19 protein-coding genes and 1 tRNA gene are annotated in these 17,450 nt (G+C 50.0%); 7 read left to right on the top strand and 13 right to left on the bottom strand.

What is annotated here, in order from left to right; genetic code table 11:
• Positions 1-1,204: 1,204 nt before the first annotated feature.
• A complete protein-coding gene (locus tag SLH49_RS05240; RefSeq protein ID WP_320268095.1) occupies positions 1,205-1,645 on the top strand; it encodes an SLATT domain-containing protein in 441 nt (146 codons plus the stop codon).
• Here SLH49_RS05240 and SLH49_RS05235 read toward each other — a convergent pair.
• Both SLH49_RS05235 and SLH49_RS05230 read right to left on the bottom strand, forming a co-directional pair.
• Complete coding sequence (locus tag SLH49_RS05235; protein ID WP_320268519.1) at positions 1,642-2,610, bottom strand: DNA-directed RNA polymerase subunit alpha; 969 nt, start codon at positions 2,608-2,610, stop codon at positions 1,642-1,644. The genes SLH49_RS05240 and SLH49_RS05235 overlap by 4 nt on opposite strands.
• A gap of 551 nt (positions 2,611-3,161) precedes the next feature.
• Positions 3,162-3,971 (bottom strand): hypothetical protein, encoded by an 810-nt coding sequence (locus SLH49_RS05230; RefSeq protein WP_320268094.1) that lies wholly within the window; start codon positions 3,969-3,971, stop codon positions 3,162-3,164.
• Positions 3,972-4,451: 480 nt separating this feature from the next.
• Here SLH49_RS05230 and SLH49_RS05225 point away from each other — a divergent pair, with 480 nt between their 5' ends.
• Positions 4,452-4,796 (top strand): tyrosine-type recombinase/integrase, encoded by a 345-nt coding sequence (locus SLH49_RS05225; RefSeq protein WP_320268093.1) that lies wholly within the window; start codon positions 4,452-4,454, stop codon positions 4,794-4,796.
• Positions 4,797-5,172: 376 nt separating this feature from the next.
• On the opposite strand, the gene SLH49_RS05220 is transcribed toward SLH49_RS05225, so the two are convergent.
• The 9 genes from SLH49_RS05220 to SLH49_RS05180 form a co-directional block, all read right to left on the bottom strand.
• Positions 5,173-5,850, bottom strand: coding sequence for a hypothetical protein (locus tag SLH49_RS05220; protein ID WP_320268092.1), 678 nt, complete (start codon positions 5,848-5,850; stop codon positions 5,173-5,175).
• 237 nt (positions 5,851-6,087) lie between these two features.
• The gene (locus tag SLH49_RS05215) at positions 6,088-7,479 is read right to left on the bottom strand and encodes a hypothetical protein (protein WP_320268091.1); all 1,392 of its coding nucleotides are present in this window, start codon (positions 7,477-7,479) and stop codon (positions 6,088-6,090) included.
• Positions 7,480-7,489: 10 nt separating this feature from the next.
• Positions 7,490-8,677: a S8 family serine peptidase gene (locus SLH49_RS05210; RefSeq protein ID WP_320268090.1), complete on the bottom strand. Its 1,188-nt coding sequence runs from the start codon at positions 8,675-8,677 to the stop codon at positions 7,490-7,492.
• A 26-nt stretch (positions 8,678-8,703) separates the two neighbouring features.
• Positions 8,704-9,144, bottom strand: a complete 441-nt coding sequence (locus SLH49_RS05205; protein ID WP_320268089.1) for a hypothetical protein — start codon at positions 9,142-9,144, stop codon at positions 8,704-8,706.
• 17 nt (positions 9,145-9,161) lie between these two features.
• Complete coding sequence (locus SLH49_RS05200) at positions 9,162-9,884, bottom strand: N-acetylmuramoyl-L-alanine amidase (RefSeq protein WP_320268088.1); 723 nt, start codon at positions 9,882-9,884, stop codon at positions 9,162-9,164.
• A 521-nt stretch (positions 9,885-10,405) separates the two neighbouring features.
• The gene (locus SLH49_RS05195; RefSeq protein WP_320268087.1) at positions 10,406-11,281 is read right to left on the bottom strand and encodes a peptidoglycan recognition family protein; all 876 of its coding nucleotides are present in this window, start codon (positions 11,279-11,281) and stop codon (positions 10,406-10,408) included.
• A gap of 124 nt (positions 11,282-11,405) precedes the next feature.
• Positions 11,406-12,044 carry a hypothetical protein gene (locus SLH49_RS05190; RefSeq protein ID WP_320268086.1) on the bottom strand — a complete coding sequence of 213 codons (639 nt, stop codon included), beginning with the start codon at positions 12,042-12,044 and terminating at the stop codon, positions 11,406-11,408.
• Positions 12,044-12,679, bottom strand: a complete 636-nt coding sequence (locus SLH49_RS05185) for a hypothetical protein (protein WP_320268085.1) — start codon at positions 12,677-12,679, stop codon at positions 12,044-12,046. Before SLH49_RS05185 ends, SLH49_RS05190 begins: the two co-directional genes overlap by 1 nt.
• A 455-nt stretch (positions 12,680-13,134) precedes the next feature.
• Positions 13,135-13,731, bottom strand: a complete 597-nt coding sequence (locus SLH49_RS05180; protein ID WP_320268084.1) for a recombinase family protein — start codon at positions 13,729-13,731, stop codon at positions 13,135-13,137.
• 232 nt (positions 13,732-13,963) lie between these two features.
• Between SLH49_RS05180 and SLH49_RS05175 the strand changes: the two genes are divergently transcribed.
• Complete coding sequence (locus SLH49_RS05175) at positions 13,964-14,239, top strand: hypothetical protein (protein ID WP_320268083.1); 276 nt, start codon at positions 13,964-13,966, stop codon at positions 14,237-14,239.
• Positions 14,240-14,242: 3 nt separating this feature from the next.
• Here SLH49_RS05175 and SLH49_RS05170 read toward each other — a convergent pair whose 3' ends face one another.
• Positions 14,243-14,425, bottom strand: a complete 183-nt coding sequence (locus SLH49_RS05170) for a hypothetical protein (protein WP_320268082.1) — start codon at positions 14,423-14,425, stop codon at positions 14,243-14,245.
• A 102-nt stretch (positions 14,426-14,527) separates the two neighbouring features.
• On the opposite strand from SLH49_RS05170, the gene SLH49_RS05165 reads away from it, so the two are divergent.
• Complete coding sequence (locus tag SLH49_RS05165) at positions 14,528-14,728, top strand: hypothetical protein (RefSeq protein ID WP_320268081.1); 201 nt, start codon at positions 14,528-14,530, stop codon at positions 14,726-14,728.
• A 66-nt stretch (positions 14,729-14,794) separates the two neighbouring features.
• Positions 14,795-15,133 (top strand): hypothetical protein, encoded by a 339-nt coding sequence (locus SLH49_RS05160; RefSeq protein ID WP_320268080.1) that lies wholly within the window; start codon positions 14,795-14,797, stop codon positions 15,131-15,133.
• Positions 15,134-15,346: 213 nt separating this feature from the next.
• On the opposite strand, the gene SLH49_RS05155 is transcribed toward SLH49_RS05160, so the two are convergent.
• Positions 15,347-15,421: transfer RNA gene (locus SLH49_RS05155), tRNA-Thr, on the bottom strand.
• Positions 15,422-15,661: 240 nt separating this feature from the next.
• Between SLH49_RS05155 and murA the strand changes: the two genes are divergently transcribed.
• Entirely contained in the window at positions 15,662-16,927 is a 1,266-nt protein-coding gene (murA, locus tag SLH49_RS05150; protein ID WP_320268079.1) for a UDP-N-acetylglucosamine 1-carboxyvinyltransferase, read from the top strand.
• Positions 16,924-17,403, top strand: coding sequence for a DUF2948 family protein (locus SLH49_RS05145; RefSeq protein ID WP_320268078.1), 480 nt, complete (start codon positions 16,924-16,926; stop codon positions 17,401-17,403). Before murA ends, SLH49_RS05145 begins: the two co-directional genes overlap by 4 nt.
• The last annotated feature ends 47 nt before the right edge of the window (positions 17,404-17,450 follow it).

The following is a 17,450-nucleotide window of genomic DNA, read 5'->3' as shown; positions in this document are numbered from 1 at the left end:
CTTTGCATCCACCATGAAAGCACGAGGCTTCCGTGACTGTGCCTTTCGCGATTTCACCATGCTTTTTACACTTTTGCGTGTCGCTGCCACGAATTTCCCTCTAAATTATCCACACAAATCAGAGTCGAAAAGGCGACAAACATGCCGCCCTAGCGATAGCAAAGTAACAGGAAATGCGAATATGTCAACGAAGTGTCGCTATAAACTCCATTCGAACTTAGCATTAAGGTATTGTTAGTAAAGAGTTTTCCACTGAGGCAGTGGTCGAACAGGATCATATAGGTGCTCGATCTTGGCCACACACAATATATACCATTTATCCACAGTTTTTTCCACAGGACACCGCTTAAGTTTAATTTCGGCAACTGAGTGCAATTATGGGCTGATCACACTCCGGAAATGCGCAACGCTTCGCTCCAATCTACTTCAGTGTGTAGCTAGATCACCGCACAGAAGTCCCGTTTTCAGCCTGATCGGTTTTTTACCCGAATGTACGTCTGACGGCGACGCCTAACACATGTTGACCCCGGAATTTGAACCGGTGGATATGGGGGTGGACATACAAGATAGTGCATCGTCTAACTTCTTGTATTTAATAACTTAAATTAAATTTAATGGTGCCCGAGGGCGGAATCGAACCACCGACACGAGGATTTTCAATGCGCGTCACGGTGGGTTAACCCATTGATATTGTAAGATCGAATTCGAACTGTGCTAGCGATGTACTAAGCTGGGCATGAACACGCGGACCGAACAAGTGATCAGAGGAAAAGCCATGTAACACCGACACTTTTGCCAAACGCCACGCTGCAAGCTTGATTTTGAAATGGGGCGTAACTTGATCAGACCGCTCCAAGGTACCAATCTGTAGACTGACGGCTTACAGTATCGGTGTGTTGTTACGTCTTAACTTGAAACACAACTTCTTCGGTCGAACACATCTAGTTGAGGGTCCTGAGGAATAGGCAAGCGACATGGAGCAGGCACTTTCTCTCTTGAACCCAAAAATACGATGTCGCCATACACCCACTGACTTCCTTCAGCTCTTCCAACGCAATGCAGTTCACCCACCAAACTCACCCATTTTATCTGACATTTGATGGCATCTGTGCTTTTCTGCGGCAACATTTCGGAAAACTTCTTATCTTTGCACACGGCCCATCGAGGGACCATCTAGATGAAGTTTAGTTGGGGATAGAAAATTATGTCAGTTAAGGTTGATGCCGAATACCTCCGTGAGAATATTGAACACCACATTGAACGCCTTGGAAGAAATCAAAGATTAGACAAAAAATATACGACTTGGATTACTCTCTATAACGCATTCTCAGGGGCGGCAATCACCGCAGCGATCGGTGTAAGTCAGTACGTACCAAGCTTAGAAACTGCCTTACAAATTTTGGCGATCTTGCTGGGTGCAACACAGGCCATTATCAATGCATACGGCTCTCTATTTGGCCACAAAAGACTATGGATTATTGCGGCGCAATCGCGTCGGCGCTTCTTTGAGCTAAGGGAAGATCTAACCCATTCAGAGAAAACCGGAAACTTAGATGAAAGCACCCTCTCTGAGTTGTACGAACGCTACAAAGACGGTTTAAAACGTGAAAATAGCGCGTGGGACGAGTTGCGTGAGCGAGACTAATTTTTCGCGCTGTTTTGAGAATGTCTTCTTGCACTCATTTTGGCAGTGTCCATTCCCAAGTGCAGCCCCATACTATGAAGGACTTCTCTTATTTCGTTAAGCGACTTTCGTCCAAAATTCGGCGTCCTCAATAGCTCCGCCTCAGTCGCCTCCACCAAATCGCGAACTATCACAAAATCTCCGTTTCTGAGGGCATTTGCAGACCGTACTGACAGGTGGAGTTCATTAACCGGTTGCTCCAAAGCAGAGGCTAGATAGTCCAGCTCTGCGTCTTTATTGTCTAGCAAAAGCACATTCTGATCATCGGCTTGCAAGTGGCTCAACTGATGCTGCAGTATTTCAGATGCTCTCGACAAAGCCTCGCGCGGGTCGATTGAGCCGTCGGTAGTAATCCTCATGGTTAGTTTGTCATAGTCAAGCACACGACCCTCACGTATGGGTTGTACATCGTAGTCAACTTTCTTGATGGGAGAATAGATGGCATCGATTGGAATCAGACCAATGGGCGAATCTTCGACTTTATTATTTTCCGCAGAAACATATCCCCTACCAGTATTAACCGTAAGCTCCATATAGAGGTCTGCACCTTCATCAAGATGGCAAATCACGTGATCTTCATTAAGAATTGTGAGGCCGCTAGTCTTGGAAATATCACCAGCAGTAACAACTCCTGGGCCTCTCGCGTGGATCGAGGCACGCTTTGGTCCATCAACTTCCAGTCTTACCGCAACCCCTTTTAGATTTAGGACGACGTCGGTAACATCTTCCCTAACACCCTGAATTTCCGAAAACGCATGTAAGACGTTATCGATTTGAACGGACGTGATCGCTGCTCCTCGGATGGCGGACATCAACACACGTCGCAGCGCATTACCTAACGTCAAGCCAAAGCCACGCTCCAGAGGCGCAAGCGTCGCGGTTCCGCTTCGTTCCGTTAGATTAGTGAACTCCAAGTTAGGACTGATTAAATCGCTGTCGATTTTCGCAGTCGGGCTCGAGACATCACCTACTTGATAATTATCAGCTTCGCCTTGTTCGACAGCGAGATCAACAGGATTCTCGGCTACTGCTTCAGTAGTTTTGCTATCGCTGCGCCTCCATTGGTCAAGCCTAGACGCAGCATGAAAACTGTCAGAAACTCTTTCAATTGCCTCGAACGCCACTCTTTGAAGCTCGTCATCCTCAAGAAATTCGGACACATCCAGAAGTAAAAAAGGACGGTTGAAGAACAAATCAACCGTGTCCTTTATTGCGCTGGAAACCGCAGCTTTACTCCCAAAAAGGACTTCTTCACCATCTAGGAAGAAAGCGAAATTTTCATTGTCACCAACGCAAAACATCATGCGGGGAATAGACAAATGTCTTTCACCGTCTGAAATCTGAACTGCTTCAAAACCAACTATACGCCCATCTCTACACACTTGAACGTAGTAGGATGTTTGATCTGAAAAAACAGGTGTGCCAAAACCCGCCGCACCAGGCACTGGATTCATCGCGAAGACACTGTAGAAACGCACTAGATGTAACCCTCTGACTCGTAGAAGTCGCCGAGTTTTTCCGCTATTATTTCAGTCCGTTCACTTGGAAGTGCGCGCTTCATTCTGTACAGAACTGGCTTGATCTTCCATGCAGTTAGAGCGCGCCTAACCTCTTCATCGTCAAAAAGTCGATCAGGCATAATGATTGTGACCATACTAGTATCTGATAGTAATATGTCTGCTTGCAGCTGTATTTCACACGAACAAGCCCTTTCGTCGAATCTGTCTGAAGATACAGAATTTGCAATATCACGCATCGACGTAGAGACCACATCCAATGGACTTGGGTCGTTCTTATTCGACGGGTTTCCGAGATAGTAGTCGCGGTTGCTTCCAAAAAAACACGTTACAAATCTTGCAAAATCAGTGTATTCTCCACTCATTCCAAAGTCATCAATCTCGAGCCCTGCAGGCAACAGTTGATCATACCGAGAACCAAACGCAGCACCTGTATCAAGTGCAAAACTTTTGTGAATTTTTGGTAGGCTATGGACATTGAAGACAAAGGTAACCGCCGCATCACCCAAGATTTTTGTAGCCGCGTTCTGACGTCCTTGAATTTTGTAAGCTGGCTTTCCGTAGAACAAGTAGAGTAAAGGCTCTTTATAAAATTTGCATTCCGTAAGAGAGATTTTCCCAGCATCTAATATACTAGAGAAAGCGGTAACTGTCGTAGTATGGACAGCGGGCAGTATTGGTTCAGCTGGCAGTGACAGCTGAATAAAATCTTGAAATCGTTTGTTGTGAGACATCATCAGTTCTTTTTGATTTCCTTGGTTACCAAACACTAAATTCCAACGACACTAGGTTCGACGGTCTCACTCGTTGACGGCGGCGTCAACTGACATTGGGCGTTGGCAGCTCAGAAATACTGAACCCGTATCAACCACACGTTTATTTACTTATGAGAGCATAACTAGGTCTTTGTTGGCTCCTCAGCGTTTCTTCATATCGTTTGGAGCTGGGCTACTAGTGTCCGCTGTTGTTTCTGTGCTGGCGAAAGGTATCCTGTGTCGACCAAAAGAGGCCTATCAATCGCGTCAACTTAATGTAGCGTAAGTTGTACTGGCATGCACAAGCTTTAGAAACGTCACCACCTGATCATTCGAACAGAAACATAACAAAATACATATTTTTCGCGCCTGCACCCTACCAACTTCAGAACCTTGGCAGTCAGAAAACGGTCGCTCTGCCCGTCAGGTGACAACATAACGTAGCAAGCTCGACGAGCAAAAAACGTTATATTGCAGTGGATTGGCGGTGGACCGATGAAACAAGCGAAGGTGCTGACGGATACGGAGTTGAAGCGTGTGCTGGCCATTTGCGTGACAATGCAAAACGGCAAGCGCAACCGGCTCATGCTGCTTCTGTCACATTATGCTGGCATGCGTGTGGGCGAGATCGCCTCGCTCAAATGGGCGGATGTGCTGGATCGTGAGATGAAGCCCAAAGCGATGTTCTACCTCAAAGCTGAGAACACCAAGGCCAAGGAAGCACGGCAGGTGCATCTGAATGCCAAACTGCAACGGGAGTTGACGGCCTACTGGGTGCAACTGGATCGGTGGAAGAAACTGGAGCGTCCCGTGATCGAGTCCCAAAACCGAGGAGGATAGCAGGCATATATCACCGTAGCGTATGGCGTTTGTGAGATCACAGAGCACGGCGGGCACACCGTTAGCGATTGCATCCATGAGCAATAAAAGCTCGCCGACTAATGCCCTGATCAGAGCCAACAGCCGGAGGGATGCAACGGGAACGCGCAGCGGGTTCCCTTGCCAAGAGGTGTTGTACTACAACACACATCTTGCGTTCGTTCTTAATTCACAAAATAGCGCAAAAACTACGATTTCCCGTCGTTGTAGGTTTCCACGAGGGATGTTGATATGGCTCCGGCTGAATTCACGGCCAGACTTGCATGCCGGGATAGCGACCCTTTGTTGCCGAAGTAAGACACCCAAACAGGTGTCGGATACAACTCTTGCGGTAGCGTTAGTCCGCGGACTTTTCAACAATTTGAATCAAGGGTTGAGTAAACTGAATCCAAAGCCGCTCAAGCCGACCGACACCAAAAGCACGATCAAAGGAAACTCTTGGTTGGCTCCAACCTTCGGGATCGTTTTTGAACCCAATAAGCTGACAACCTCTTGGGAATGAAAAGCCGAAGAGTTCGCTTTCTGTGGGGGAGATACTCGCTCTTTGCACATTGGTTACGATAACGATGCAACGACCTTCAGCTCTACTAGCAACCAGTGTCTCACAGTTTTCAGGCCTTGCCACCGAGGCCTCCGAAGCATCTGTCTTGCCCAGTTGGGATACTACCTCAGGCCCCGAAATCGTGTTTGAGGTAAGGGTTCTCTCTGCTCCATTGAGAGTTGGCATCCAAGTAGCAACAGGGCCAAGTGTATCAGCCACAACGCTGCGCACTTCGATTTTCGTACGCGGCTGATCGTCCTTGGGTACCAAAGAAAAACCTGGGCAAATTTCTCTTAATTCACGCATTGGAACTGCTACATCGTCGTCAATAAAAAAGATGTCGCCGACACCAAGCGACAGCAGCCTATCTGTTGGTGGGTAGAGGCCGCTGTACAAGACGGCTTCGCGGTCAGATACATGTGACAGCGACAGTGCGAAGCCAAGCGCCAACACCGCTCCGAAAAAAGCGGACAAAAAGAACCTTGAATACCATCGCATCTGCTATCTAACGCGCTTTAATACTAGCCTAAACAACAACTGTTTTCTCCGCAGGATACATAGCCGGGTGGGCAGGCCAACGCAGGGTGAGCGAAGAACACCAGAACTACGAGCAAAAGTATGCTTGTTCTCTTACCACGACCTATGTGAAAACCGGGCGAGGTTCGAAAAATCCATTGGTTCATTGTTTTTCCTATCTGTTTTCTGAAGTGCTTAAAGCCGCGACAACACGTCTACGACATAAAAAACAAAGGCGGCAAAGCAAATTGCCATCGATATCTGAGCTGTGACCCTCCACCAGCCTAGCTTCGTCTCTATCTGGTCAATTTTCTTATCGCGGCTCTCGATGCTGAGTTCGAATCCGTCTTCAATGTCGCGAAGGCCTACTTCAACAGCTTTTTGGATTCGTCGCTGCGCTCGAAGATTAAGATATGCTTCAATAAACTCTGGCTCCGACAAGCCAACCAACCCAAATATCTGCTCTTCCCATTTATAGTCGTCTGCATTGGGAGGTTCGATGTCATTTTCTTCGAGAGTTTGTCGCGAGGCATCCTGCATGCGCTTTACAAAGCTCAGTATCTCTTTTGTTGCGTCTGATGTGTATTCCAGCTTTTCTACATAAGAAATTAGGCGCCTTCGTTCATCTTTCTTGGCCGAGCTGAGCGTGCGAACGCCGGTTAAATTTGCATGAAGATCATCATTATCTTGCGGCAAAAGCTTCGGTGTTTGATTGGTGTCAAGCTTGGAAAGGATGTGATGAACAGCGCTTTTCAGTGAAAGAAGCGATACGTCGCCGTCGTCATCGTACCGCATTTGTTTCAACACAGATCTTACCAGGTCAGTCTCTTGAGTGTTTAAACCTAAAGCCTTTAGTCTTCTGACGCCAAAGTCACCGATGAAAACAGCCAAACCAATAGCGTGTGCGAACGCCGTCATTCGATCAGCGTCACTCGGTGCATGTTCCCACTCTCCGTAGGCAGAAAGCAGTTTGGGGAAATTTTCGCTAGTGAATGGCGTAATCTCAAATGAGTTTTGTCGCTCAGAGGACGAAGTGAGGAAGAAGATCTCTTTGCTTCCCGAACCATCTACCAGAGTATCAAAATCGACTTCTATATCTCTTTGCTGTGCGAAGGCGCCGGATGCATCAAGAGCAAGATGATCGCCATCGCCTTCGCCTAGTGGGTTTCCGGAATAGCAGGTATCAAGAAATACAATTGCTCGCGAGAACTCGCCAACACTTTTCAGTTTTGATGTAATATTTCCACGAAACTTAACCCAGTTAGCATCGCCTCCTCCTTGTACATCCGTCTTTTTTGTTGGCATTCGAAGGTGCCTGTCGTCATCTACTATCCCATGACCAACAACATAAAGAAAAACAGTATCTCCGCTTGAAGTGTGGCAGAAAGTACTCCCAATATATTCCTCAACCTTCAAGGGATTTTCATTGTGAGATATGCGATCGACTTTAAATAGAGGCCGTTCTTTCATTCGGCCGCTTTCAACTATAGTTCGAATGAGATTGGCGCTGTTTTTTGCACCCTCAATGGGTGAAAAGGTATCGTCATCAAATTGGTCAAATACGATAATTCCCGCTTTCCCAGTCATTTTGCTATCCCTATTCAGGTGCTCTCGGAGCGCCCAAGCCGAACATTTCATATGTGTAGTCGGAAAAGTCCGTGGCTCGCCTTTCTGCGGCGCTTTCCTTAAGGCCGCGAATCACTTCCCCCGCAATCTGATCTCGCGGCAATTTCTGATCAGAAAAGCGTTGCCAATTTAGTGCAGCAAGTCCTGCAACATGAGGGCACGCCATACTCGTTCCAGACATGACCACTAGTCCATCGTTTTCGTTGTGCGAGGCAGAAACGATATCTACGCCAGGAGCGACAAACATGGGATTTCCGTTCGAGAACTTTGCGATCCGCTTGTTGTTGTCGATGGCGCCAACTGCGATGACCCCCTTGGCCGAGGAGGGGGGCGACTTTTCGACTGTAAATTCGCCCCATGCACTTTCGTTCCCGGCGGCAGCGATGAATATCGGAGCTTCTTCATCTTGTCTTAGGTTTCTGGCGAATTCACAAAAGGAGTTGAAAAGATCGAGATTTTTCGCGTAGGCGACCAAGGCGTCCGACGTTGCTGCGCGCGCTGGTTTTCCGCTCTTCTCAAGCAAGTCTCGATATAGTGGAAAGTCATATCCCAATGACAGGGAAATTATGTCGGCACCCTCACTGACTGCCCATTGTAGGGCTTCCATCAGGCGGTCACTGCCCGAATTTTCGCCTATTACTTTCGCAATCAATGCACGCTTGATGCCGGGCGCAACACCAATTCGGACGCCGTTAACCTTGCCTCCAAAAATAGTTCCAGCACAATGCGTTCCGTGTCCGTCACTATCCCAATCATCTTTGCTGTCCGTGAAGTTTCTAGTAGTAATATTGACACTCTCGAAGGCTTTGTGGTTTAGATTTATTCCTGTATCGAGAACAGCTATAGTCACTCCGCTCCCATCTAGGGCGTTGCCCTCTGCTTCAGTGAACCGGACTCCCCAAGTAACATTGTCTTTGGCGGATTGCTCAATCGTCTGTTGATTTGGCTGTCCGACTGTATCGGTAGGAAGCAACCTTACTGGAAAAGGTTCAGGTCCGGTTGGTTGACTGGATACTGATTTCTCTGAAACAACAACTGAAGGCGCTAGGCTTGCAGGAATGTCTGTGCCCGCGCTGGCTGTTGTTGGTCCTAGCGCCACTTTTGGCTTGCTTGGATTTCCCACTCTGATTTCTAAGTTATTTCTCAATTTGAATGTCATTTTGATACCAGGAAATGTCTACTGATTCATCTTAGCCTTTCACCCCAATAGACGCACAATTCATCCGTCGTAGGTTGTACGAGCCTTCTTACTAGAAGGGCAGCAATTATGGCGGACGCTTGTGGTCCTACAGACAGCCCAGTTGTTAGCGCAGTTGTGATAATCCCAATTAGTGCATCGCCACTCAGGCCAAGTCTTTCACGATCTTCCCTCTCTTCGTCCCCGTCGCCGCACAAAAGCACGTTTAGCTCCCTCTCAACGCGCTTCAATATTCGACTCCCAATCGCTACCTTATCCTCGCCGCTTCGTGTGCCAAAACTTGCTGAACTCTCGCCTTGAGCGATCTCAGTAGTTTGGGCAAACCCTAAAGCCGTGTCACCAAGTTGCTCTAGTAGCCATAGGTCACCATTCATGCCGTCTTCGTCTTTGGCATCTGCTTGCGCAACAAATTCAGCTGTTGAAATCATCGGTATTCCTTTCCATCCTATGAGGCGGTCGCAGTGAAAGACGCTGCCGCATCTGCGATGGCTTCAGCAATATCAGATTTTTTTTCTACTCCTACGCTGGCATCGAATGGATTGTCGCCAAAAAAAAGCTCAACAATTGCAATTGGAATACTCGCAGCTGACAAGCTACGATATCCGCGACCGCCTTTGCTAACTCTTTTCAGTCCTCTGTCTCGCAATTTGACTGCTTTAAGTATTCGATCCTGTAAGTGGGATGCCCACGTTATCGCGTCTCTGTGGTTTTCGTTGTCATATAGTGTCTCGGTACCGTTGGCGCTTCTGTTAAATGCATTGAAATGCAGCTCAACAGCAAAAGTGGCTCCCCAGACAACCGCTTCTTTATACGCCCCAGCAATACCTTTTCCGTCGCGAGTGAAAACTTCGCTGCGAACGCCTCTTTTCTGACAATAGTCGTAAATTGACTCAGCGAGATCGGAATTGAAGGAGTATTCATGTGCGTCTATGGGAGCTACGCCTTTGGCCCCAGGTCGCTTCTTTGTGTGACCAACTACCACGGCTAGTCCCGGCGTCTTCGCGAGAGTGCCGGGCAATGGTACTGAGAATTCAGTATTCCCGCCTTCAAGCATGTCCTCAAGATCATCCGCCCTTTCCTTTAGGGCCAAAAGGTACTGATACTCCTCGTAGGCAATCTTCTGTTGCGCAAGCAACTGGGTGAAAAATTCCTGTTCAGGATCTGACATCAAACACCTACATAAAATACTTATGAGAATACTCACTACCAACAATGTGCGCTTTGGCGCGCGAGTCAAGAAAATTGCTGTTAAGGCTGGGCCTCACTCGAGCTGGCGTCCCGTGTTTTGAAGATGAACTCGGAACTTGCTACGAGTGGCTGCTATGCTGCCCGCAACCGCAGCATCGGCAAACCTGGGCGGTCATCCAGCTTGGGCCGCTAGCATAAGCGCCCAAAAAAGATTAGCGAAGTGATGCTTCGTTGTCTCAGAGGTCAACTCGGAGCGCTCTTTGACTGTACCTACCCAACGCTTAGAAAGCTTCGAAATCACTCGAAGACAAAGGCTGCAATTAGCAGTATGCGCCTAAGTCGATCCTGACGAGCTTCGACATCGGGCTGCCTCCAATTTAAGCTTGCACAGACTCACTAGACCAGATTTGGAGCTGTTCCATTGCATCTCTCATCAGAAATACTGCGCTGCCATTACATCGGATGCTGTCGGTGTAGTCGGATAGTTAAACTTGCCCCCAACTAAGAACTACGAAGCCGTTCAAACTCCCTTATGATTGATGTCATTCCGGGACCAATTCCATCTTTGGACATACTGGGGCCGCGCAACCAAGCGTAGATTTTCTCACCAGGGCAGCTTGAGATGGCTATCTCTCGGTGGGCCCTTACGTCGGTAGGCGTTAGTTCATGGTCGAATAGGACCTTCGCTATCAGACATGCTCCTTGTTCCATTACGTCGTCGGATAAAATCTCAATGCCACCAAGACCGCACTTAAAGGAAACTGTTATATGACCGCTGGTGTTTCCCGGCAGTGAACCTGCCTTGGCACCAGCTACAGCTATTTCACCGTTCGGGGCGTAGGTGGCATTCTTTAATTCACTCTCTGAGAAGTAATATGTCCCAGACGCTGGTGCCACGCCTACAGGGCGCCCTTCGTATATTTCGCCTTGAGAGGTAACGATATAGTGGTAGGCGACATCACCGTACCCCTTATCATTTATATGGCCGGTTTGTAGATTCTCAACAAGCTCACCAGCCGAAAACCTAGCGTGTTCGGCATAAGAAGACGTCCAATGAACAGAAACGTATTTTGGGTCACCTGAGATAGCGTATTGAGCGGATGAGCCAGGTTCAGCAGCCGGCGCGGCCAGATCCGACTCATGTCGCGGTATCAGGTTTAGGGAACCATCTGTCTCACTCAAGCTGATATTGGGCAAAAATCCTATTGCGGTTGCTGAAACCGAACTCTTCAAAAATGATCTGCGATCAACTGAAAAACAGCTTTTGCACATATGACGGTCCTCAAAAAAAAATGACAGGCACCCGCGCTCAGACGCCCCGTCCCAATTGAATATATCAGAGTGAAGACCACCAATCCAGCGCTTGACGTTAAACAAATCACTCTAATTAGTACAAATCGTGCTTAACCAGTTCCATGGATCAAACACTGCGAAACTGGAACGTTACGTGGCTAGCCACTGAATCTACAGCTATATTGCTCAGGCTGATACTCCCGGAATACTAATTGAGCTCAAGTCTGGCGGGAACATCGACAATCTTGTTCCCTTGTTGAGGATCTTTGAGTTTTATCATGCCGACTAAAGTTCCGTCATTTGCAAGGCTAGCAGCACCGCTTGCGTCTCGCGTAGATACAGTAACAGTACTGTTTCCATATGAAACAGTGGTGTTGGCCCGGCAATCCTCATACTGAAAATACGTGGAAAAGCAGAGGTCCAGGTTCGGATTGCCGTACAGCTGCATTGTGATGCTCAGCCCCGCCTGTACCGCTTGTTGCGCTTCAGATGTTAGACTACCAAGCCCCACTACATCATATTCTCCGGATTCAATCTCGATTACCGTCAATGCTCTTATGTTTAGCGATTGGGCGCGGACAAACTGACCCTGGGCGCCCATATTTTGTATGTCCGGATCGTCAGAGTTCATCGCCCATCTTATTGCTGCAGTGGCTATAGCGGGGTTGCTAGTGCAAATGAGCTCACTGAGTGCCACCTGAGCAGCTATGGGCGATTCACTCCCCCGCATTTCCTGATCCAACAGCTTTATCTGTTCACCGGAGTGATCAATCAGCGTGTCGCATTGCGCCCACACACTCGTGCTGCAAATTGCCAAACAGGCAGAGAGAAACAAGATGCGATTCATTATTCTAGTACCTCCACAATGACGACATCAAAGTCGCGAACTGAGTTTCGTTGCCGAACGATTTCTGTAACTACAACTGTGCAGTTTCCAATGGTTGTGGGTGAACCAACTTGCAGCATTCGGTGTTGCACCGGATTTGTGCCCAGAACAAAGAACATTGCACTGTTAGGGCGCTCGGGAATGCGGTTTTGTGGTGTGTTATCTGGCATATGCAGGGTCAGCCTGAGATCGCCATCACAAAAAATGGCATTCTGGCCATCAACGAGCGACCTGCTATTTGGCGTTTGATTACCAACTACCCCGTCAACTAACACTTCGGAGTCGGTGTCGGCAACGCCGGAACTGACCTCGTTGATCTTCCGTTCAACGGTACTGGTCTGTTGCGGAACGTCTTCGATTGAATCTGTGGAGATATCTTCCAGCTGAACATCTTGATCATTGATTTGCTGGGGAAGAATAGCTTCCTGGCTTGGTTCATTCTCGGATGCATAGACCGAGAAGTATAGTAGTGCTGCGGCAGGAAGACCAAAGATTAAGCCCAATAGCCAGACAAAGTGCCTTAGCGTGGTCATTAGTTTGTTGATCTTCTCCGAACGAGAGACCCATATGTCAATTTTCTGCCCGAAAAAACGCATGCGAGCCTCAATAAATTTCAGTCATGATCGACAAATTCCAGACTGCTAAACTATTCCACACTCTAGGTAGGCGTTGCTCTTCGGAGAGCGCCATGTTCGTGAAGTTTCCCGCCGACCTGTTTCCTCCATAAATTCGATCATGTTTCTCGTCGCATTATCTGCAAAGCAATCGCATCTTTCTTGAAACCAGTCAGAGTCTTGCGCGGGGTTAAGTTGCCCGATTTGCCTTAAACACTCCACTTTCAAGATTTCAGGTGTGATTTCCAAAGCCGACTGGGTTGTGCCTTCGGTGGCGAGAAGTGTAATAACTGTAGCAACATAGATTTTGACCATCTGTACCCCACAAAATGATCTCAATAAACACTTGAATAACATCAGACTATCCCATCAACACGAACAGGCAAGACAGAAAATCCAGTTTGGGATCAGTATGCTGCAACGAGGGGTGGATTGCCTCATTCGGCGTCGATTGTGCTGAGCCAACGGGTCAGTGTTGAGCGATCCGCGCCGATGCGGCGGGCGGCTTCGGAGATGGAGATGCCTTTTTGGCGAATGCTTTGATGCGCCAATGTCGCTGTTTCGATATCCAGCGCGGGTGGCCTTCCGAGCTTGGTGCCGCGCCGTTTCGTGGCCTGCAACCCGGCCAGTGTGTTTTCCACGATGAGGTCCCGCTGGAATTCGGCAAAGGCGCTGAAAACATGATAGATCAACTTGCCACCGGGCGTAGTGGTGTTAATCCCTTCGCTCAGGCTGCAGAAGTGGATGCTGTCGTTTCTAAACCTGACCAGTAAGTCAGAGAGATGAAGGACGGAACGGCCCAGACGGTCGAGCTTGAAGACGATAACCGTATCACCTTCTTGCAGTTCGGCCAGCATTGCATCCAGCCCGCTGCGGCTGGCTGCGCTGCCGGAGATGCCGTGATCTTCAAATATCCTATCGCATGCCACATCACTCAGTGCATCGCGCTGCATGCGCAGTTTCTGATCTTTGGTGGATACACGGGCATAGCCAATCCGCCGCCCGGTTGCGTGAATAATCGGCCAAATACTCATGGGCTGGGCCTCCGGCGCTGCTCAAAAACGAACCTTTCTGAGCAGTGCGCGGATCGCGCCAAATATCTTCGAAACTCAAATCTATACCGCGCTTTTCTGCGGCTTTCACCGTATACAATTATTTCTGCGCCTCCTAAAGTACTGTTGATCAAAAACCTTCGTTTATGATCAATGCATTGAAGAGCTCAGGCAAAGCGTTTTTGGTGGCTGGCTTGATCTGTCCACAGCTAACTTGGCGCAGGAATTCACCAGCGCGGATGTGCTGGCTTGGGAAGAAGGCGCGCAGGATAGCTACTTCCAGACATCGGTGATGATGATCGCCATTGTGGCCACTCAAACGGGCGAGCATGGGCATATCGCCGAATGCATTGATGACTGGTTCGGGGGCGGTGATGGCAGCCAGCCGGAGCGATCCGCTCGCATTCGCGAGGTCATGGAAGGTCTGCCGGATTACCATCCGCAAGCCTTGATCCTTGCTGTCATTGAAAAAGAATGTGGAGAGTTCTAAAGCCTAGAGCTTTGGCACATCGATTGTGCTGGAAGACTGGACAGGCGCGCTGGCCTCGGTTGGGGCTGGCGCATCGCGGCTTAATTCGGCTTCTGCGCGCTTTTCGATATCTACGATAATCTCCTCAGCCCGGTTCTGGAATTCTTCAAGCTCTTCGGCGCTTGGTGGGTTGTCTTCATCATCCATCTGCACCTGCATTTCGCCGATCTCAGCCTGAGCGTCTGGGCCGCTGTAAAACTCATCACCTAAGCCCAGAAACCAACCACCGAGCAGAAAAGGAGAAACAAATTGTTCGGCAAGAAGCGAAATGACGACGAGTATCTTCTCGTCAAGAACGAAAAGAAGAGCAGTTTTGGAGATCGTCTAGTTTATGCGGTGATGGCCGCCGTGGCGTACACATTTGCCTTTACGGTCGGTGATCCATTGCTCGGATTTATCCTTTGCGTATTTGGGATATCGAGCACGTATCTCGTGTTTTTTCCTGAATGAACCAAGGCGGTGCGCTTAGAAGCGCGCCGTTCAAGCCTCTCCCAATTTCTCAGGACATCACAGGAAATGAGCTATCCATTTGAGCCATATCCACACGGCGCAGCGCGCTTTGCGAGCTATGAAGAAATCCGCAGTGCCGGATTGCTGGAGCGTGCTGGCATCGAGTTTGGTGTGCTCGGCAGGCAGCCCTTACGCCATCATAAAGGCGGCGGGGTGAAGATCACGGGCGGTTCGGGCTGTGGCAAGACCAGCCAGGTTGCCTTGCCAATGATCTTTGGCAGCCCGCGCGAAGTCTTCGTCATTCTGGATTTCAAGAATGGTGAAATCAGCCGCGTTATCGGTGCGCATACTGTGCTTGAACGCATCCCGTTCTACACCGTCGATCCGTATGGCGTGACCGATTAGAGACATGTATTGAACTATCGCTCATGCTTCTCTCAAGTCCTTATAAAATATACGAAAAAGGCAGTTACGCGCTGAAAAGAAGCGTGCTGAGACTGGCGTTTTCAGCGCCCATCAGCTACAGCCGAAATGAAGGGTATGGAACTATGCAAGTTTCCTTACCTTTCAAATACTTAGGTGCCCTTTCGGGGGAGGAAAACGATCAGTTTGGTAAAATGGTGCTGCTGGGGAGGATTGAACTCCCGACCTCACCCTTACCAAGGGTGCGCTCTACCACTGAGCTACAGCAGCTTACCGTGGCCGGTGCATTAGACCCAATCGCCTATTGGCGCAAGCCCTGACTGGACCCTTTTTGACCAAGTTGGTAACAGCATGGTCATGAGCAATAAGTCAACGCCCACCGCCAAAAGCAGCGCGCCCGCGACCCGTGAAGACAGGCTCAAGGCCGCGCTGAAAGCAAACATGGCAAAAAGAAAGGCGCAAGCCCGTGCAAGGGCCGACAAAACAACAAAAGAGAAAGAATAGGCAGGTATGGATTCCATTGTCGTTAAGGGCGGTCAGCCGCTCAGCGGACAGATAAAGATTGCGGGCGCAAAGAATGCAGCGCTGACATTGATGCCAGCGACGCTGCTCTCGGAAGAGCCGCTGACGCTGACCAATGCGCCGCGATTGTCGGATATCAAGACGATGACGGCGCTCTTGCAGTCCTTGGGCGTCGAGGTCACGGCCATGAAAGACGGCAATGTCCAGGTGCTGTCATCGCATGCCTTGACCTCAACGACGGCTGACTACGACATCGTGCGCAAGATGCGCGCCTCGAACCTTGTTCTGGGGCCGCTGCTTGCCCGGCATCATCAGGCCGTTGTTTCGTTGCCCGGTGGTTGTGCGATTGGTGCGCGGCCCATGGATATCCATGTCACAGCACTTGAGGCTTTGGGAGCAGAGATAGAGCTGAAAGACGGCTACCTGCATGCGGTGGCCAAAGGGGGGCTGAAGGGTGCGAAAGTGCCGCTGCGTTTTGCATCGGTCGGCGCCACGGAAAACGTGCTGATGGCCGCAACGCTCGCCAAAGGAATCACGGTGATCGAGAATGCGGCGCGCGAGCCCGAGATTGTCGATCTTGCGAAATGTTTGCGGACGATGGGCGCGCAGATCGAAGGTGAAGGCACCAGCACTATTACCGTCGAGGGTGTGGACCGTCTGGGCGCGGCCAGTCACGCCGTGGTCACCGACCGGATTGAGTTGGGGACCTACATGCTCGCCCCTGTCTTTGCCGGTGGTGAGGTTGAATGTCTTGGTGGTCGTCTGGATCTGGTAGAATCTTTTGTCGAGAAGCTGGATGCGGCAGGCGTTTCGGTGACCCAGACGCAGGCGGGTCTGAAGGTCAGCCGCGCGAATGGACGCGCGAAGGCCGTTGATGTAACAACAGAAGTTTTCCCCGGCTTCCCGACCGACTTGCAAGCCCAGATGATGGCGATGCTGTGCACGGCAGAGGGCACGTCCGTTTTGGAAGAGAAGATTTTCGAAAACCGGTTCATGCATGCGCCGGAACTCGTACGCATGGGAGCGCAGATTGAGGTGCATGGTGGCACGGCGACTGTGCATGGCGTCGAGAGGCTGAAAGGCGCGCCAGTAATGGCGACGGATTTGCGCGCGTCGGTGTCGCTGATCCTTGCCGGTCTGGCGGCCGAGGGTGAAACGATTGTGAGCCGCGTCTATCATCTGGATCGCGGTTATGAACATGTTGAGGAAAAACTGAGCGCCGTTGGCGCGCAGATTGAACGCGTGACGGGATGAGTGAAGACGCAACGTTTGAAGATGGGCGCGAAGCGCCCTTGCGGTTGAAGGCGCTGGATGGCGAGGACCTGTCGGTCATCGCGAGTCTTGTGCAGGACGCTGTTTTTCCCGCCGCTGAAATGCGGTGGGACAGCAAAGCGCGTCGCTTCGCCATCCTTCTCAACCGGTTTCGATGGGAGGATGCCGCAAACGCCGAAGCGCGCAAGCGCCCGTTTGAACGTGTGCAGTCTGTCTTGGCCTTTGAGGATGTGATGCGCGTGCAGTCGCAGGGCGTCGATAGGTCTGACCCCGATTTGGTCTTTTCGCTGCTTTCAATCGCTTACGCACGGGGCGAAGACGGCACTGGCAGTGTGGAACTGACGCTCGCCGGTGATGGCGTGATCGCGCTGGAGGTTGAGGCGCTTGAGGTGGTGTTGCGCGACGTCACGCGGCCCTATGCTGCGCCGTCGGGCAAGGCACCATCCCATCCCGCATGATGCATTGAAGCCTTCGGGGTCGCGGGCTATGTCCCGCACTTGAAGGA

The organism is Cognatiyoonia sp. IB215446, assembly GCF_033963825.1.
Lineage (GTDB): Bacteria > Pseudomonadota > Alphaproteobacteria > Rhodobacterales > Rhodobacteraceae > Yoonia.
The sequence above is the reverse complement of the archived record's forward strand: the minus strand, read 5'-3'. Positions and strand labels throughout refer to the sequence as shown.

What these genes read in the sequence shown, in the direction of transcription:
- SLH49_RS05170 (WP_320268082.1), bottom strand. Translation starts at nt 14,425, where the DNA reads ATGGATGATGAAGACAACCCACCAAGCGCCGAAGAGCTTGAAGAATTC.
- SLH49_RS05215 (WP_320268091.1), bottom strand. Translation starts at nt 7,479, where the DNA reads ATGACTGGGAAAGCGGGAATTATCGTATTTGACCAATTTGATGACGAT.
- SLH49_RS05160 (WP_320268080.1), top strand. Translation starts at nt 14,795, where the DNA reads ATGAGCTATCCATTTGAGCCATATCCACACGGCGCAGCGCGCTTTGCG.
- SLH49_RS05200 (WP_320268088.1), bottom strand. Translation starts at nt 9,884, where the DNA reads ATGTCAGATCCTGAACAGGAATTTTTCACCCAGTTGCTTGCGCAACAG.
- SLH49_RS05205 (WP_320268089.1), bottom strand. Translation starts at nt 9,144, where the DNA reads ATGATTTCAACAGCTGAATTTGTTGCGCAAGCAGATGCCAAAGACGAA.
- SLH49_RS05190 (WP_320268086.1), bottom strand. Translation starts at nt 12,044, where the DNA reads ATGAATCGCATCTTGTTTCTCTCTGCCTGTTTGGCAATTTGCAGCACG.
- SLH49_RS05185 (WP_320268085.1), bottom strand. Translation starts at nt 12,679, where the DNA reads ATGCGTTTTTTCGGGCAGAAAATTGACATATGGGTCTCTCGTTCGGAG.
- SLH49_RS05210 (WP_320268090.1), bottom strand. Translation starts at nt 8,677, where the DNA reads ATGACATTCAAATTGAGAAATAACTTAGAAATCAGAGTGGGAAATCCA.
- SLH49_RS05240 (WP_320268095.1), top strand. Translation starts at nt 1,205, where the DNA reads ATGTCAGTTAAGGTTGATGCCGAATACCTCCGTGAGAATATTGAACAC.
- SLH49_RS05180 (WP_320268084.1), bottom strand. Translation starts at nt 13,731, where the DNA reads ATGAGTATTTGGCCGATTATTCACGCAACCGGGCGGCGGATTGGCTAT.
- SLH49_RS05225 (WP_320268093.1), top strand. Translation starts at nt 4,452, where the DNA reads ATGAAACAAGCGAAGGTGCTGACGGATACGGAGTTGAAGCGTGTGCTG.
- murA (WP_320268079.1), top strand. Translation starts at nt 15,662, where the DNA reads ATGGATTCCATTGTCGTTAAGGGCGGTCAGCCGCTCAGCGGACAGATA.
- SLH49_RS05145 (WP_320268078.1), top strand. Translation starts at nt 16,924, where the DNA reads ATGAGTGAAGACGCAACGTTTGAAGATGGGCGCGAAGCGCCCTTGCGG.